Below are 14,773 nucleotides of genomic sequence, written 5' to 3'. Positions count from 1 at the left end.
CGGGCCCTGATGGGCCGGCCCGTTTCTTTTCACGGACGACGCGGTGCGTGGCCTCTACAGTGGGGAGTCTTCGTTCCCCACTGACAGGAGCCCCACCATGGACGTCCGCGCCGCCGTCGCCTTCGAGGCCGGCAAGCCCCTGAGCATCGAAACCGTGCACCTGGAGGGCCCCAAGGCGGGCGAGGTGCTGATCGAGCTGAAGGCCACCGGCCTGTGCCACACCGACGAGTTCACCCGCTCCGGCGCGGACCCGGAGGGCCTGTTCCCCGCCATCTTCGGTCACGAGGGCGCGGGCATCGTCGTGGACGTGGGCCCGGGCGTCACCAGCGTGAAGAAGGGCGACCACGTCATCCCGCTCTACACGCCGGAGTGCCGCGGCTGTAAGTCGTGCCTGTCCCAGAAGACGAACCTGTGCACGGCCATCCGCGCCACGCAGGGCAAGGGCCTGATGCCGGATGGCACCAGCCGCTTCCGCCTGGGCAAGCAGATGATCCACCACTACATGGGCTGCTCCACCTTCGCGAACTACACGGTGCTGCCGGAGATCGCGGTGGCGAAGATCCGCGAGGACGCCCCCTTCGAGAAGGTCTGCTACATCGGTTGCGGCGTCACCACGGGCGTGGGCGCCGTCGTCTACACCGCGAAGGTGGAGGCCGGCGCGAAGGTCGTCGTCTTCGGCCTGGGCGGCATCGGCCTGAACGTCGTGCAGGCCGCGCGCATGGTGGGCGCGGACATGATCGTCGGCGTGGACCTGAACCCCGCTCGCAAGGAGATCGCGGAGAAGTTCGGGATGACGCACTTCGTGAACCCGAAGGAAGTGGAAGGCGACCTCGTCCCCTACCTGGTGAACCTCACCGGCGGCGGCGCGGACTACAGCTTCGAGTGCATCGGCAACGTGAAGACGATGCGCCAGGCGCTGGAGTGCTGCCACCGCGGCTGGGGCGAGAGCATCATCATCGGCGTGGCGGGCGCGGGGCAGGAGATCAGCACCCGTCCGTTCCAGCTCGTCACCGGCCGCGTGTGGAAGGGCAGCGCGTTCGGCGGCGCCCGGGGCCGCACGGACGTGCCGAAGATCGTTGACTGGTACATGGACGGGAAGATCCAGGTCGACCCTCTCATCACCCACACGCTGAAGCTGGAGGAGATCAACCACGGCTTCGACCTGATGCACGAGGGCAAGTCCATCCGCAGCGTGGTGAAGTACGGATGAGCGCCGTGACTCCCACGCTCGTCAGCGAACACGCGTGCTTCGGGGGGACGCAGTCCTTCTGGAAGCACCCGTCCGAGGCCTGCGGCGGTGAGATGCGCTTCAGCGTCTACACCCCGCCCCAGGCGAAGCACGGCCAGGTGCCCGTGCTCTACTACCTGGCGGGCCTCACCTGCACGGAGGAGACGTTCGCCACCAAGGGCGGCGCGCAGCGCGTGGCGGCGGAGCTGGGGCTGATGCTCGTGGCGCCGGACACCAGTCCTCGCGGCGCGGGCATCCCCGGCGAGGACGCGGACTGGGACTTCGGCACCGGCGCGGGCTTCTACCTGGACGCCACCCAGGAGCCGTGGAAGGCGCGCTACCGCATGGGGACGTATGTCACCCAGGAGCTGCCCGGCATCCTCGGCGCGCACTTCCCCGCGCGCATGGACCGCGAGGGCATCTTCGGGCACTCGATGGGCGGGCACGGCGCGCTGGTGACGGCGCTCCGGAACCCGGGCCGGTACAAGTCCGTGTCCGCGTTCGCCCCCATTGGCGCGCCCATCCGTAGCCCCTGGGGCAAGAAGGCCTTTGGCGGCTACCTGGGACCGGACGAGGCGGCGTGGCGCGAGTACGACGCCACGGAGCTGCTGAAGGCCGGCCGGCGCGTGCCGGCGCTGCTCGTGGACCAGGGGACGAAGGACAAGTTCTTGCCGGACCAGCTGCACCCGCACTTCCTCCAGGAAGCCTGCGAGGCGGCGGGCCAGCCCCTCACCCTGCGCATGCAGGAGGGGTACGACCACGGCTACTACTTCGTCTCCACGTTCATGGAAGACCACCTGCGCCACCATGGCGCGGCGCTGAACGCGGGCTGAAGCCGCGGCCCGGGCACTCATGCCCCTCAATCCCCTTCCCTCCCTGGCCCGAAACGTGGGAGGCGTGGGGGCATGAGTGCTTCCTTCAAGTCCCTGGGCCTGTCCCCCGAAACGCTGGGCGCCGTGAAGCGTGCCCGCTTCGGTACCCCCACGCCCATCCAGGCGCAGGCCATCCCGCCCGCGCTGTCCGGCCGCGACGTCATCGGCTGCGCGGCCACCGGCACCGGCAAGACGGCCGCCTACCTGCTCCCCATGATTGAGCGCTTCGCGGGCGAGAAGGGCACGCGCGGCCTCATCCTCACCCCCACGCGCGAACTGGCGCAGCAGGTGGAGGAGCAGGCCCGCTTCTTCGGCGAGCCCCTGGGCGTCCTGCCCGTCCTCATCGTCGGCGGCGAGGACATGAACGCGCAGGTGGATGCGCTGCGCGAGCGCCCCACCCTCATCGTCGCCACGCCGGGCCGGCTCGTGGACCTCTTGGGCGTGAAGGCCGTGAACCTGCATCGCATCCAGACGCTGGTGCTGGATGAGGCGGACCGGATGCTCGACATGGGCTTCCTGCCGCAGATCAACCAGATCCTCCACGCGCTGCCCCGCGAGCGCCAGACGCTGCTGTTCTCCGCCACCCTGGGCGCGGACGTGACGCGCTTCGGACAGCGCGCCCTGCACAAGCCCGTGCGCGTGGAGGTCACCCCCAGCGGCACGCCCGCGCCCCGCGCCGAACAGCACCTCTACATCGTGAAGCCCGAGGAGAAGTGGCCCCTGCTCCTCACGCTGCTCTCACAGGACCAGGCCAGCGCGCTCGTGTTCGTGCGCACCCAGCAGCGCGCGGACAAGATGAAGGAATTGCTCGCCGCCGCGGGCCACAAGTCCGCCGCCCTGCACGCGGGCCGCACGCAGGCCCAGCGGCGTCAGGCGTTGGAGGGCTTCCGCCGGGGGCAGTACCGCTGCCTCGTGGCCACCGACCTGGCGGCGCGCGGACTGGACGTGGATGACATCGGCCATGTCATCAGCCTGGACGTGCCGCACGGACCGGAGGACTACGTGCACCGCATCGGCCGCACCGCTCGCGCGGCGGCCAGTGGGCGGGCGTCGCTGTTCGCGTTGGAGGTGGAGCGCCGGACGCTCCAGGACATCGAGCGCATCATCCGCCAGGAGCTTCCGCGCACGGAGGTTCCCCGGAGGGATCCCCTCTTCAAGCGGGAGATGGAGGCGTTCGCGGCGAAGCAGCGCGACCCGGGGCCGCCCCAGGCCGACCATGGGCGCTCCAAGCGGCCCGAGGGCGCGGCGCCCGGGCGGCATGCCCGGACGCACGGCAAGGGCCGGCCAAAGGGCCCCAGCGGTCAGTGATCGTGGCCGTCGTCAGGGCCGTGCGCGTGGCCGTGCTCGAGCTCCTCGGGCGTGGCGGCGCGCACTTCCTTGATGGTGACCTCGAAGTGCAGCTCCTTGCCGGCGAACGGGTGGTTGAAGTCCACCAGCACCGTGTCCTTGCGCACTTCCTTCACCAGGAAGTCGACCTCGTCGCCCTCCGGATCCGTGGCGCTCAGGATGCCGCCGGCCTTGATCTCCAGGTCCTCGGGGAACTCGGTCCGGGGGACCTCTTCCACGCCTTCCGGATCGTAGTCGCCGTAGCCGTCCGCCGCGGAGACGACCGTCTTCAGCGACTCGCCCGCGGCCTTGCCCTCCAGCGCCTTCTCCAGGCCGGGGACGATCTCCTCGTAGCCGTGCAGGTAGACGAGCGGCTCGCCCGCCTCGCTCTCGTCCACGACCTTCCCGTCGCCGAGGTGCAGCTTGTAGTCAATGGCGACAACACTGTCCTTGCCGATTTTCATGGGGCCCTCATAGCGCATTCAGTCATGTCGCGGTGGAAGGATGATGCTCACCGTTACGGCGTGCACAGGGACGTCCTACCAGCGCATGTGCAGCTCGAAGCGGCCGTGGCCGTCATCGGACTCCAGGACGGCGCTGGGGTTGGCGGCCCCGGCCTGGCGCAGGGCCTCCTCGCAGCACCCCGCCGCGGCCTCCGCCGGAAAGGGGTAGCCCTGGAACGTCACCCGCCAGTCCCTGGGGCCCAGCTCCGTGGAGGTGATCTCCACCGGCTCCATCACGGAGCGGAAGCTCAGCGCCACCCGCTTCATCGCGCGGTCCGGGCCCGCGACCTTCAGGGCCACGTTCACCACCTTGCCCACCAGCGTCTCGAAGTAGCCGCGAACCAGGTCCCGGCCCATCTGCCGCAGGGCCTCCTCGCGAGGCCGGCCCGCGTACGCGGCCTGCAGCACCAGGTTCTGGCAGCGCAGGAACACCGACGCCGGATAGCTGGCCCTGGGCCTGTCCGGGTCATAGCCCGCCGCCGCCATGCGCTCGCGCAACGCATTGTCCAACCGCACGCAGCGCAGCAGCGATTCGAACAGCGTGGACTGGATGACGACCTCGGCCGGGGACATGGGCGCTCGAATTGGGGAAACGCGTTGAAACCGGTAAGGCGCGCGACACTACCCTTTCGGGTCCTGGAAGCGAGCCCTCTGGCGACATCACGTCCAACGCTTGTCGTTTCAAGGCCTTGCAGCGGCCAGGGAGGCAATCGACCGTCCTTGGAAACACTTTCCGGGCAGGGCCGTCCGTGAGCCAGGCGATGGAAGGCGTCACGGACGAAGTGCTCATGGACCAGTTCTGCCAGGGAGACCAGCCGGCGTTCGAGGCGCTGTTCGCCCGCCACGCCGGGCGTGTGCACGGCTTCCTCGCCCGCATGGTGAGGGACGGGCCGCTGGCGGAGGACCTCATGCAGACGACCTTCCTGTCCGTCATCCGCGCCCGGGGCCGCTACGAGCGGGGCACGCGCTTCACCCCCTGGCTGCTCACCATCGCGGCGAACGCGGCCCGGGACGCCCTGCGGCATCAGCAGCACGTGGACGCGCACGCGCACGCGCCGCCAGAAGGCCCCACGTCGGTGGATGCACCGGATGGGGACCCGGTCATGCGCAGGCGCATCGAGGACGCGCTCCAGCAATTGCCCCTGGAGCAGCGCGAGGCGGTGGTCCTGAGCAAGGTGGAGGGCTGGTCCTTCGAGGAGATCGCCGAGATGCGCGGTATCCGCGCGGGCGCGGCCCGGCTCCGGGCGCACCGGGGCTACGAGAAGCTGCGCGAGCTGCTGGGCGGATTGGAGGACATGTCATGAGTCCTCCAGTCGACCCGTGGCGGTCCGCCCCTCCCCGCCTGGATCCGCAGGCGATGGAGCGTGCGCTGGCGGCCTCGCGCGCGGAGCTGGCCTTGAAGCGGCCGGTGCGCGGGTGGCGTTCGCAGGCGGTGGGGCTGTTCGCGGCGTCCGCGGGCATGGCGCTCGCGGTGGCGGGCGTGCTGCTGGCGCTGGGGCGCACCACGGGCTCGGTGCTGATGGGCCGCGCGCCCCTGCTGGCGATGCTGCTGTCCACCGGCGCGGTGTGCTCCTGGGGGGCGCTGTCCCCGCGCGGGCGCGGGCTGCGGTGGGTGGGCGTGGGCATGGCGCTGGCGAGCGCCGCGCTGCTGGTGCTGACGCGGGCCACCCCGCGGGGCCCTTCCACCCTCCCCGAGTGGGTGTGCACGGTAAGCCACGTGGCGCTGGCGCTGGTGCCGTTGGTGGTGGCGCTGGTGGCGTTGCGGTCGGCGGTGTTCGACCCGCTGCGCGCGGCGGTGGCGGGAATGGCGGTGGGGACGGTGGGCGCGGTCGTGGGCGAGCTGGCGTGTGAGCAGGGCCCCGGCCACGTGGCCATCTATCACCTGGGGGCGTGGGCGCTGTTGACGCTCGCGACCTGGGCGCTGTCGAAACGACTCAAACCCCGGACCTACGCACCATGAAGCACGATCCCTCGCTCATCTTGACGGAAGACGTGGACGGCGCGCCGTTGCACATGGGCGCGGCGGTGATGATCGTCCGCACCGAACCGGATGACTCCGTGTCGGAGCGCTTCCTGGGCCGGGTGGGCGTCGTCGTGGCGCTGGTGTTCGACGATCCGCCCACGCAGTACCCCAGCGACCCGCTCATCCAGGTGCGCGTGGCCGGCGTGGGCGAAGACCTGTTCTTCGCCCGGGAGCTCGTCGAGGTGCCCCAGGGTCACTTCGTCGCGTTCGGGTCGTCCAGCTCCGGGTAGTGCCGGAAGATGCCCTGCTGGTTGAAGGGCTGGGCGCGCTTGGACTGCTTGTACGCGGTGATGCGCGGGCGCTCCGAGATGCGCTGGTGCAACGCCATCACGCCGGGGATTTCTGGAGCGACGCGGCGCATGGCATTGGGAAAGGCATACAGCAGGCCTTCCACCAGTTGGTACAGCGCCAGCTCCGGATAGGAGAAGTCGCGGCCCAGGAGGAACTTCCCGCCGCCCTGCGTATTCGACTTCAGCACACGCTCGAAGTAGCCCAGGAACTTCGGGATGCGCTGGGTGCGGAAGTCCTCGGCGCGCTGCTTCGCGGCGTCCTTCTGCTCGTCGTAGTACTTCATGACGGCGAGCGGGTGGTGCGTGTCGTGTGCTTCCGCCACGGCATCCGCGACGGTGAACTGGAGTTGACGGGCGTGCAGCCGCGAGCCTTCGTCCGAGGGGACCAGGCCGAAGCGCTCACCGAGGTAAGCGCAGATATTGGGCGCCTGGGAGAAGACGACGTCGCCCACCTTGAGCACGGGCGGCGCGTAGGCGGGCACGGGCCCCCTGGCAATCATGTCGGAGACGGCCTTGGCGCCGGATTGCAGGCCCACGTCGACCCAGTCCGCGCCCGCCTCCTCCAGCACCAGCCGCACGAACTCGCCCCGGCCGGGAATGCCGGGCCAGTAGTACAGCTCGAACTTCGCGTCGCTCATCGCCGTCACCTCGCGTGATGGGAACCGGCGCGCATCCTGTGCTCACGGGATGCGCGCTTTGGAAACCCATCCGCGGGGAGGGTTCACTCCCCCACGGTTGACGGCTTGCGCGCCCATGCGCCGAAGACCATCTCACCCATATAGGTCGTGTTCTCTTTCGTTCGCTCCTCGATGAGGCGCGCGTCGATGGTGTCGATGCCCATTTCCTCTTCCGTGGCGACGCCATGCCGCACGATGCGCGGGAGCATGGCGCGCAGCATGGGGCCCACCGCGTGGTGCACCTTCGGTGTCTGCAAGGTGGCTTCGGCCCGGACCTGCTCCACCTGGAGACCGGCCTGCTCCATCGCGGGTGCCAGGTGGAAGCCCATGTGGAGGTCGGCGCCCTCGCGCTCCACGGTGCGCCAGGTCCACTCGCTCACGCGGCGATGAAGCGGCAGTGGAGGCAGGCTCACCGGGCCGATGGTCGCGTCGTTCTCCTGGAAGACCACGAGCCCACCAGACTTCACGGCCCTGGCGAGCGCCCGAAGGGCTGCCACCGCGTCGGGCTGATACATGAGCACGCGCCGTCCGGTGACGGCGTCGAACAGGCCCAACTCTGGCGGCACCTCGGCCAGGTCCGCTTCGATGAAGGAGACATTCGACAGGCCCTGTTCCCGGGCCTTCTCCCGGGCCATGGACAGCAGGTGGGGGTCGCGGTCCAGCCCCACCACGTGCCCCGTGCCGCCCACCTTTCTGGCGACGAGGAACGTGAGGGCTCCGAATGCGCAGCCGACGTCCAGCACGCGCATGCCCTCGCGGATCCCCGCGTCGTCCAGCAAGCGCTCCATCATCACATCCCGAGAGTCCGACATCGCCTTCCTCCTGGCTTCACAGGTTAGGAAGGCGCCGCCCCGGAGCAGAGGGCGGCGTTTTGGGAAAGATCGGCGGATCTTCCGGTGCCGGTCCGCGGCTAATGCGTTCCGCTGGTGAACTTCAGTCCGATGATGGCGACGATCATCAGCGTGAGGAAGAACAGGCGCGAGGGCGTGGCGGGCTCATGGAAGAGCACCATGCCCGCGATTGCGGCGCCAGCCGCGCCGATGCCCACCCAGACCGCGTAGGCCGTGCCGATGGGGAGCTGCTTCACCGCGAGGCCCAGCAGGCCCATGCTCGCGACAATGGCCGCGACGGTGAGCACGCTGGGCAGCGGGCGGGTGAAGCCCTGCGTGTATTTGAGGCCAATCGTCCAGCAGACTTCGAGCAGGCCAGCGATGACGAGGAGGATCCACGACGACGACATGACGCACGACTCCCGTGAAGGCGTCGTCTTGTCGTGACCGGGTACGGCGCACCTCGTCCGGGCTCGGAGGCCCCACCCCGGGACCGCCGCACGCGAGGCGGAAGCTAACCGGGATGGTCACCAACCGCTACTGCTTCAGGATTGCTCGTCAGGCAGCAACGTAAGGAGGAGTTCGTCGTCGGGCCCCAGGGGACGCCATCCCGGCGGTGGTGGATTGGCGCGGAGGGCTCGAATGGCCCGCTCGACCCGCTGCTCGTAGGCATCGGGAGCGTCAGTGGACCAGTAGGCGAGCGCCTTGGCGAGCTGAAATCGGGATTGATCATCCATCTCGGATGGCCAGCCCCTCGGAAGGCTGTAGGCGAAGTGACGAACGAACACGTCGCGTACGAAACGTGTGACCTGCTTGCTCCGCTCCGCCTCTACAAGCAGTCCACGGAGGACCTGGACACCCGCGACATCGTCCTTCCCAAGCTCCTCCGCCAGTTCCACGAATGGCATGGCCGGATGCGCCGTGGCGAACGCGGTGAGCGACGTGAAACCACGCTCCTGAAGCCGCTCAAGGATGCGGACCTTCCAGTTGCCATTCCAGGAGCGCCCGTCCGTCATCGTCTGCTCCCTCGAACGAAATTCATGGAGATATCGTGGGTCCGCATCCAGTCCGCCACGATGTCCAGGACCTCGTTGCGGGTCAACCTCTTGCCCGCTTCGACTTCAGCTTTGCGAAGCGCCTTCATGATCAGCTGATTCCATTCACCGGGCCAGGTGCGCCCCAGCTTCCAGTCACCACCGCCGTGAATGGCCTCGTGGTGCGAACGCTCCAGGCGGACGCAGAACTGGTCGATATCCAGCGCGCCCTTGAAGCCGCGCTTCTCGAACCACTCCCGGTGCTCTCGAGGCATCACGTGATGCCTCGGCGCTGACGACATTCCGGCCCCTGCCCTGCCGGTCTCGCGCATGCCACGGACCTCTGGCCCTTCGCCGAGTGCTTCACGGACGCCCTTGGGCAGGTCCTGGCCGCCCTGCGCCATCAGCACCTGTCCTGCTTGGACGCGGACGGCTGCGCTGACAACTGGCGCGGAGAGGACACCTGCCTGGACAAGCGCCCGCATCCGCTCCACCCACTCCGCGGAGACAACGATCCGGGAACCCATCATCACGCCGCCCGACCCCATCACGAGCCCCATGCCAACGGTAACTGGGGCCGCTGGCGGCGGTCGTGGCAGTGACGCCTTCAGCGAAGACACCAGCGTGAGCATTTCCAGGAGCCGCGCCGCCGCCACGACCTTCCCACCCAGCTCCGCCGATGCGCGGACACCTTCGCGGATGGTCTGGAACTCACGCGTGAGAGCACCCATCTGCCCCGGCATCGCAACCAACGCGGGCTCCACCTGCTCTGGCTCCAACGACTGGAGCCGTTTCAAGCTCGGATCGATTTGCCCCTGCACGCGGGACAGGTCCACGAAGAGCTGCCCCACGCTGTAGAAGGGACACTGCTCGAGCACGGCATCCGCGAGTTGGAGGAAGTCGAGCCACGCGGCCAGCAACATCACGCTGCCCAGTGCGGCTTCGATGCGCTGGCCTGACATCCGGAGCAGCCCCCGCGCCAGCTCCGCGTCCGTCACCGCCTCCGAAGCTTCCTCAAACGCCGTGGCGTCCTTGAGCAGGTCCCTGATGCGGGCCACCTGCTCCGAGCCATGCTCAACGTAGCGACTGAAGACACCGCCGTGCCCGCCGATGCCCGCGTCCCGGTCCTCCAGCCTGTCGACCCCCCGGGCGATGCCATCCAGTGAGGCCTTCACCTCCTGGATGGCAACCCGTACCGCTCGGAACTCCAGGGGAGGAGCCGCCTCTCCGTCCCCGGTTCGGCCCTGCCATCCGAAACCCGCGCTCACACGCGAGCCTTGATGCAACTCGCGCCCCCGCCCATGCACGGGTGGCCCGGAGGCACACCCCAGGCACAGCAGCACGACAGTCAGTAGCCAGCGCCCATCCATCAACCGGCTCAGAGGCTGTGACTCAAGAGCCACGCGTAGACATCATGGCCCGCCGAGCCGTCGTACGTCCGGCCCCAGGAGTCGTGCCCCACGCCGGGATAGAGCGTGAGCACCGCCGCGGGGTTCGCTCGAGGCGAGCAGGTGTTGTTCATCCGGTTCACCGGATCGATGGAGCCGTAGGGCGACACCGTGCCGTCCGCCTGGCCGTGGAAGGCCCAGACCGGCAGGCCCGCCGCCGCCATGGGGCAGAGGTTCAGGCTGTTGCCGTTGCCCGCGATGGGCAGCACCGCCGCCAGCTTCGCGTAATGCACCGCCGCGTAGCCCCACGTCTGGATGGCGCCCGCCGAGACACCCGTCAGGTAGATGCGGTTCACGTCCACCCGGTAGTGCACCTTCGCGTACTCGATGATGGCGTCGATGTCCGCCACCGGGATGAAGGCGTTGAACCGCTGCGGCGCGATCAGGATGAACGGGAAGTCGCGTCCGTTGCGGATCAGCCTCGGCGGCGCGTTCAGGTTCATGACCTTCTCCAGCGCCGCGGCGCTGCCGTTGCCCACCTCCCCCGTCCCATGCAGGAAGACCACCAGCGGGAACTCCTCCGTGGGCGAGTCGTCGTACCCTAGCGGCAGGTACTCCCAGTAGCCGTAGGTCATCCCCGGCACCGTCCCCTGGGGACGCGCCACGATCTCCCCCTGTGCCGCCAGTGCCGCCTGCGCGGAGAACAGCATCCAGCCCACGCACCACATCAACAGCCCACGCTTCGCCGTCATGGAGCCTCCTGGAAGGGAGGCTTCACTCTAACAAGACAAATGAGCCATGAACCTGTTAAGCTAGAAAAACACGAAATAGAAGCAAAGACGCAAATTTTCAGTGGAGGCTTTTCAATGCGGTCCAAGCATTTCGCCGTCGTCGCGGGCATGTCGCTGTTCGCCCTGGGGTTGAGCGCGCATGCGGCGGAGATCTTCCGCAACACCGGAACGCTCACAGGCTGGAACTCGCTCAACGTGGAGCACAACGGTTCGCTGAAGGAGGTGACCAACGTCGTCTACGAGGGCTCCACCGCCATCAAGGCCACGCAGGTCTACGACCCGAACTACACCGAGCGCTACCACTCGGAGGTCGTGAAGCACAACGTGTACCGCCGGGGCGACACGGGCTTCTATGGCTTCATGTTCCGGCTGCAGCAGGACTGGCAGTTCCAGCCTCAGTCCTTCAACATCGCCCAGTTCATCGCGAACTTCTCCGACACGGGCTGCGATGGCCACATGCCCACCACCATGGTGTGGCTGTCCGGCAACCAGCTCACGACCCGCGTGAAGTACGGCACCGTCTGCGACCAGAAGACGACCACCTTCCGCAACCTGGCCACCGTCACCGCCGGCGAGTGGCACAAGGTCGTCATGCAGGTGAAGTGGACCAGCGACAACACCGGCTTCATCAAGCTGTGGTTCGACGGCGTGAAGGTCCTGGAGCAGTTCAACCTGGCCACCACCGTGGCGGATGACCGGTACCTCCAGTTCCGCGTCGGCCTCTACGCCAATGGCTGGCACGACAGCGGGTACATGCAAGGCACCCAGGGCACCCGCAGCGTCTGGATTGACGAAATCGCGGCCGGCACCACGTTCGCCGACGCCGACCCATCGCAGTGGTAGTCCCGGTGGGCGCGGCGAGGTCCTCCCCCCGCCGCGCCGCCAACCTCACGGCAGCTGTGACTGGAACGCGCCCCAGCGCGTGTGCACCCACTGCCGGATGTATTCCACCTCCTCCGCGTGGGTCTTGAAGTCCTGGCGCAGGTGCCAGTCCGGGAAGTTGTGGTTGCCTCCCTCGCTCCCCGCCTCCGGCTTCGCGAAGTTCCGGTACTGCTCCGCCCACCGCGCCTCGTCACGCTGCGCGTTGGGCCCCAGCTCCCGCACGTAGCCGTCGATCATCGCCTGCACCGCGGCCTCGCTCACCTCGTTCTTCAGGGCCTGGCGGTAGCGGTCGCGCATGGGGCCCGCGATGGCGGGCTCCGCGAGCATCCGCTTGAAGAGCAGGTTGTCCGACGTATAGGTGGGCCGCGCCGTGGCGCTGGTGCGCGTGGTGTCGTAGTTCTGCCCGAAGCTCGCGTCCAGGTCCCACGGGATGTAGCGCCAGGGGCCGCCCGTCTTCGGATCGTACGCGTGATAGGCGTTCTTCGCCTGCGAGTCATTGCCCTGGATGAGCGTATTGAAGATCCACCAGTCCTCGTAGTCGCGCGCCTTCAGCTTCGCGCCGAACTGCTGGCGGAAGGTGTCGTTGCTGGAGTCCGCCACCCACGCGACGAAGTCGTGCAGCGTGCTGAAGTTGCCCGGCGGGTCGCCCTCGTCCTTCACGAAGCCGACGTCGAGGCTCGCCTTCGTCTGCCCGTTGCGCGTCAGGCGGGAGAAGTTGGCGTCCGCGGTGTCGGCCTTGTAGAGGTCCGAGTCATCGTCGATGCCGTTCCACTCCATCAGCCGCTTGTCCACGTGGTCCGCCGCCGTGTAGAGCCCGCGGTACTTGTTGTTCGCGTACACCACCACGCTGAAGGTGCGGATGCGCACGGCGTTGGGAGACAGCCGGTTCCACAGGTCGAACGCCAGCCGCGAGCGCAGGTAGGAGTTGTCATTGAACGTGGTGATCAGCACCACGCGCTTGCGGTCCTTGAAGCCGTCGCCGAAGACGGGCTCGGAGAACAGGTCGTCCTCCGCGAACTTGAGCGTCAGGCTGCGCTTGGGGAACACGCTGGACGTGGCCCCGCGGTACTTCGCCTCCATCGTGAAGCGGTGGCCCCGGTACACCACCTCCGCGGGCCGGTAATAGCCAGACGTCAGGCCCACGTCCGGGTCGAAGAACAGGTGCACCACGGGCAACCCGTACTCCTCCGTGTAGGCCACGGGGTCGACGATGTCGACCTTGCCCGGCGCGTTGTCGTTGTTGGCCACGCCCACCTTGAGCGCGCCCGTCTCGCCGGTGGTGCGCTCCTCCAGCGTGAGCATCCACACCGCGCCCTGGTTGAGCGCGGGCGTCCAGCGCAGCGTGGCGGTGGACTCGTCGAACGTGGCGCCCGCGGGCAGGTTCTTCACCCCGAAGCGCAGGCTGGCCTCCTTGAGGCCCGTGGCGCACGTCACCTGCGCGCTGAAGGACTCGCCCTCCAGCACCCAGCGCGGGTCACCCGCCGTGGGCGCGCAAGCCTGTGGGGCCGTGCCGGCGTCCTCGGCTCCCGCGTCCGGCGTCCCGGTGCCCGCGTCTGTCCCTGGTTCCGTGCCCGCGTCGGAGGAAGGCTGCGTGCCTCCGTCCACCGTGCCCTCGCCGGACTGCGGATGCGTGCCCGCGTCGGAGGCCGTGCCGGAAGGAGTGTCGTTCGTGGGCGCCTGGGTGTCACCGCCGCACGCCACCAGGGCGAAGCACGCCAGCCCCGCCAGTCCTCGCGTCCACCATCGCCTTGTTCGCACCGAGAAGCGTCCCCCTTGCGTCACCGGTCCGTGACAGACCGTGGAGGCAAGGGGTAGTCATCGTGCCGGAGTGCAGACACCCGCGCTCCAGGGTGATGTCTCACGCCCGACAGCGTCAACGTCAGTACGTCGCGATCAGGCCGACGTGCAGGCTGGAGTACGTCTCCTCGGCCGCTCCACCGTCGTTCCACCCGGTGAGCGTGCCGGCCCCGGAGAAGCGGTCCTTGAAGTGCGCCAGCCGCCAGGCCACGTCGTAGCCGAACGGCCCCCAGATGTCCCCGGACACGCCCAGCTCCGCGCTCCAGCCGAAGCTGGACACGGACGTGCCGTAGTCGCGGACCTCCAGCGCGCGCCGTCCCCCGTCCGCGTCCGGCGAGTGCCCCGGCCTGGGCGACAGGAGGAGCCCGCCCGACGCGTCCAGCCGCACCGAGCTGAACAGCGGCACGGACAGGTCCAACGCCACGGACGGGAACACGCGGTGCGTGCCGGTCAGCGGGTTGTCCGTGGACTGCTCCACGTCGAACGCGCGCGTCTGGATGCCCGCGCGCGCGCCCACATAGCCCTGCTGCGGCCGCGTCGTGCCGAAGCGGAAGTAGTAGCGGTACATCGCCTGCGCGGTGAAGGCCGTGTCCGTGGCGGTCACCTCGCGCACCGGCGTCTGGCCGCCATCCCCGGTGAGCGTCACGTCGGAGCGGGAGAAGCCCCGCTGCACCGCGACCAGGGCCCCCAGCCCGCGCAGCACCGACGTGGTGTCGCGCGCCAGCGGCAGCACCTCCGCCTCCAGCGCCAGGCCCAGGTACGGATACGACGATGAGAAGTCCGACGTGTCCCCGAGCTGCTCCTCCTCCGGCAGCCGCTCATACGCGCCGCAGCTGTCCACGCCGGGCCGCGCGCAGTAGCGCCGCCACGTCGCGGTGAGGGACAGGTTGAGCCGCACCCAGGTGGGCGCGCCCACCTCCGGCTCCGCCTTCGCCTGCGCCTTGCCAGAAGGCCCGGTGCCCAGCCGCAGCGACAGCCACGCCGGAGACTCCCGGGTGCCATGGAAGGCCGGCGGCGTCAGGACGTCGGAGGCCGCCGCGGCCGGAGCCGACAGGGCTCCAACGAGGGCCAGGGTCCGCGACAGTCCCGAGAGGACCCTCGCGCTTCGGGTGGTCGTCATGCGCCGGTCAGG

At 68.9% G+C, this 14,773-nt stretch carries 17 protein-coding genes and 1 riboswitch; of the genes, 7 read left to right on the top strand and 10 right to left on the bottom strand.

All coding sequences use genetic code 11. The features are described 5' to 3' along the window. The first annotated feature begins 97 nt into the window (after positions 1-97). From JYJ93_RS21550 to JYJ93_RS21540, 3 genes are all read left to right on the top strand, one after another. On the top strand, positions 98-1,210 hold the full coding sequence (locus JYJ93_RS21550) for an S-(hydroxymethyl)glutathione dehydrogenase/class III alcohol dehydrogenase (protein ID WP_206794137.1): 1,113 nt from the start codon (positions 98-100) through the stop codon (positions 1,208-1,210). Next, a complete protein-coding gene (gene fghA, locus JYJ93_RS21545) occupies positions 1,207-2,061 on the top strand; it encodes an S-formylglutathione hydrolase (RefSeq protein ID WP_206794135.1) in 855 nt (284 codons plus the stop codon). Before JYJ93_RS21550 ends, fghA begins: the two co-directional genes overlap by 4 nt. Before the next feature lie 72 nt (positions 2,062-2,133). After that, positions 2,134-3,408 carry a DEAD/DEAH box helicase gene (locus tag JYJ93_RS21540; protein WP_206794133.1) on the top strand — a complete coding sequence of 425 codons (1,275 nt, stop codon included), beginning with the start codon at positions 2,134-2,136 and terminating at the stop codon, positions 3,406-3,408. On the opposite strand, the gene JYJ93_RS21535 is transcribed toward JYJ93_RS21540, so the two are convergent. Both JYJ93_RS21535 and JYJ93_RS21530 read right to left on the bottom strand, forming a co-directional pair. After that, positions 3,402-3,890: a peptidylprolyl isomerase gene (locus JYJ93_RS21535; protein ID WP_206794132.1), complete on the bottom strand. Its 489-nt coding sequence runs from the start codon at positions 3,888-3,890 to the stop codon at positions 3,402-3,404. The two genes, JYJ93_RS21540 and JYJ93_RS21535, sit on opposite strands and share 7 nt — an antisense overlap. Positions 3,891-3,965: 75 nt before the next feature. Further along, on the bottom strand, positions 3,966-4,502 hold the full coding sequence (locus JYJ93_RS21530) for a DUF2378 family protein (RefSeq protein ID WP_206794130.1): 537 nt from the start codon (positions 4,500-4,502) through the stop codon (positions 3,966-3,968). A 188-nt stretch (positions 4,503-4,690) separates the two neighbouring features. Here JYJ93_RS21530 and JYJ93_RS21525 point away from each other — a divergent pair, with 188 nt between their 5' ends. From JYJ93_RS21525 to JYJ93_RS21515, 3 genes are read left to right on the top strand one after another with little or no spacing between them, the layout of a single operon-like run. After that, entirely contained in the window at positions 4,691-5,233 is a 543-nt protein-coding gene (locus tag JYJ93_RS21525) for an RNA polymerase sigma factor (RefSeq protein ID WP_206800412.1), read from the top strand. Further along, entirely contained in the window at positions 5,230-5,889 is a 660-nt protein-coding gene (locus tag JYJ93_RS21520; RefSeq protein ID WP_206794128.1) for a DUF1109 domain-containing protein, read from the top strand. Before JYJ93_RS21525 ends, JYJ93_RS21520 begins: the two co-directional genes overlap by 4 nt. Next, complete coding sequence (locus JYJ93_RS21515; protein ID WP_206794125.1) at positions 5,886-6,182, top strand: Carotenogenesis protein CarS; 297 nt, start codon at positions 5,886-5,888, stop codon at positions 6,180-6,182. The genes JYJ93_RS21520 and JYJ93_RS21515 overlap by 4 nt, the downstream gene beginning before the upstream one ends. Here the strand turns inward: JYJ93_RS21515 and JYJ93_RS21510 are convergent. The 6 genes from JYJ93_RS21510 to JYJ93_RS21485 all read right to left on the bottom strand — a co-directional run bounded on the left by JYJ93_RS21510 (position 6,146) and on the right by JYJ93_RS21485 (position 10,923). Next, complete coding sequence (locus JYJ93_RS21510; protein ID WP_206794123.1) at positions 6,146-6,880, bottom strand: glutathione S-transferase; 735 nt, start codon at positions 6,878-6,880, stop codon at positions 6,146-6,148. The genes JYJ93_RS21515 and JYJ93_RS21510 overlap by 37 nt on opposite strands. 83 nt (positions 6,881-6,963) lie before the next feature. Further along, complete coding sequence (locus JYJ93_RS21505) at positions 6,964-7,731, bottom strand: class I SAM-dependent methyltransferase (RefSeq protein WP_242543886.1); 768 nt, start codon at positions 7,729-7,731, stop codon at positions 6,964-6,966. A gap of 98 nt (positions 7,732-7,829) precedes the next feature. After that, positions 7,830-8,159 carry a quaternary ammonium compound efflux SMR transporter SugE gene (gene sugE, locus JYJ93_RS21500; RefSeq protein WP_206794121.1) on the bottom strand — a complete coding sequence of 110 codons (330 nt, stop codon included), beginning with the start codon at positions 8,157-8,159 and terminating at the stop codon, positions 7,830-7,832. Between the two features lie 17 nt (positions 8,160-8,176). Next, positions 8,177-8,246: riboswitch (guanidine-III (ykkC-III) riboswitch) on the bottom strand. Between the two features lie 48 nt (positions 8,247-8,294). Continuing rightward, positions 8,295-8,765, bottom strand: a complete 471-nt coding sequence (locus JYJ93_RS21495) for an NUDIX hydrolase (protein WP_206794118.1) — start codon at positions 8,763-8,765, stop codon at positions 8,295-8,297. After that, a complete protein-coding gene (locus JYJ93_RS21490) occupies positions 8,762-9,958 on the bottom strand; it encodes a DUF2380 domain-containing protein (protein WP_347402700.1) in 1,197 nt (398 codons plus the stop codon). The genes JYJ93_RS21495 and JYJ93_RS21490 overlap by 4 nt, the downstream gene beginning before the upstream one ends. A 203-nt stretch (positions 9,959-10,161) precedes the next feature. Then, positions 10,162-10,923 carry a dienelactone hydrolase family protein gene (locus tag JYJ93_RS21485; RefSeq protein ID WP_206794114.1) on the bottom strand — a complete coding sequence of 254 codons (762 nt, stop codon included), beginning with the start codon at positions 10,921-10,923 and terminating at the stop codon, positions 10,162-10,164. A 114-nt stretch (positions 10,924-11,037) separates the two neighbouring features. Here JYJ93_RS21485 and JYJ93_RS21480 point away from each other — a divergent pair, with 114 nt between their 5' ends. Continuing rightward, on the top strand, positions 11,038-11,805 hold the full coding sequence (locus JYJ93_RS21480) for a polysaccharide lyase (RefSeq protein ID WP_206794112.1): 768 nt from the start codon (positions 11,038-11,040) through the stop codon (positions 11,803-11,805). A 45-nt stretch (positions 11,806-11,850) separates the two neighbouring features. Here JYJ93_RS21480 and JYJ93_RS21475 read toward each other — a convergent pair whose 3' ends face one another. Together JYJ93_RS21475 and JYJ93_RS21470 are read right to left on the bottom strand one after the other, a co-directional pair. Then, positions 11,851-13,602, bottom strand: coding sequence for a CotH kinase family protein (locus JYJ93_RS21475; RefSeq protein ID WP_206794110.1), 1,752 nt, complete (start codon positions 13,600-13,602; stop codon positions 11,851-11,853). 121 nt (positions 13,603-13,723) lie between these two features. After that, positions 13,724-14,761, bottom strand: a complete 1,038-nt coding sequence (locus JYJ93_RS21470) for a hypothetical protein (protein ID WP_206794109.1) — start codon at positions 14,759-14,761, stop codon at positions 13,724-13,726. Positions 14,762-14,773 lie beyond the last annotated feature (12 nt).

This window comes from Corallococcus sp. NCSPR001, assembly GCF_017309135.1.
Classification (GTDB): domain Bacteria; phylum Myxococcota; class Myxococcia; order Myxococcales; family Myxococcaceae; genus Corallococcus.
The sequence above is the reverse complement of the archived record's forward strand: the minus strand, read 5'-3'. Positions and strand labels throughout refer to the sequence as shown.

Bases quoted from the DNA above. Each gene is read 5' to 3' on its own strand.
- JYJ93_RS21550 (WP_206794137.1), top strand. From the start codon at position 98: ATGGACGTCCGCGCCGCCGTCGCCTTCGAGGCCGGCAAGCCCCTGAGC.
- fghA (WP_206794135.1), top strand. From the start codon at position 1,207: ATGAGCGCCGTGACTCCCACGCTCGTCAGCGAACACGCGTGCTTCGGG.
- JYJ93_RS21540 (WP_206794133.1), top strand. From the start codon at position 2,134: ATGAGTGCTTCCTTCAAGTCCCTGGGCCTGTCCCCCGAAACGCTGGGC.
- JYJ93_RS21535 (WP_206794132.1), bottom strand. From the start codon at position 3,890: ATGAAAATCGGCAAGGACAGTGTTGTCGCCATTGACTACAAGCTGCAC.
- JYJ93_RS21530 (WP_206794130.1), bottom strand. From the start codon at position 4,502: ATGTCCCCGGCCGAGGTCGTCATCCAGTCCACGCTGTTCGAATCGCTG.
- JYJ93_RS21525 (WP_206800412.1), top strand. From the start codon at position 4,691: ATGGAAGGCGTCACGGACGAAGTGCTCATGGACCAGTTCTGCCAGGGA.
- JYJ93_RS21520 (WP_206794128.1), top strand. From the start codon at position 5,230: ATGAGTCCTCCAGTCGACCCGTGGCGGTCCGCCCCTCCCCGCCTGGAT.
- JYJ93_RS21515 (WP_206794125.1), top strand. From the start codon at position 5,886: ATGAAGCACGATCCCTCGCTCATCTTGACGGAAGACGTGGACGGCGCG.
- JYJ93_RS21510 (WP_206794123.1), bottom strand. From the start codon at position 6,880: ATGAGCGACGCGAAGTTCGAGCTGTACTACTGGCCCGGCATTCCCGGC.
- JYJ93_RS21505 (WP_242543886.1), bottom strand. From the start codon at position 7,731: ATGTCGGACTCTCGGGATGTGATGATGGAGCGCTTGCTGGACGACGCG.
- sugE (WP_206794121.1), bottom strand. From the start codon at position 8,159: ATGTCGTCGTCGTGGATCCTCCTCGTCATCGCTGGCCTGCTCGAAGTC.
- JYJ93_RS21495 (WP_206794118.1), bottom strand. From the start codon at position 8,765: ATGACGGACGGGCGCTCCTGGAATGGCAACTGGAAGGTCCGCATCCTT.
- JYJ93_RS21485 (WP_206794114.1), bottom strand. From the start codon at position 10,923: ATGACGGCGAAGCGTGGGCTGTTGATGTGGTGCGTGGGCTGGATGCTG.
- JYJ93_RS21480 (WP_206794112.1), top strand. From the start codon at position 11,038: ATGCGGTCCAAGCATTTCGCCGTCGTCGCGGGCATGTCGCTGTTCGCC.
- JYJ93_RS21470 (WP_206794109.1), bottom strand. From the start codon at position 14,761: ATGACGACCACCCGAAGCGCGAGGGTCCTCTCGGGACTGTCGCGGACC.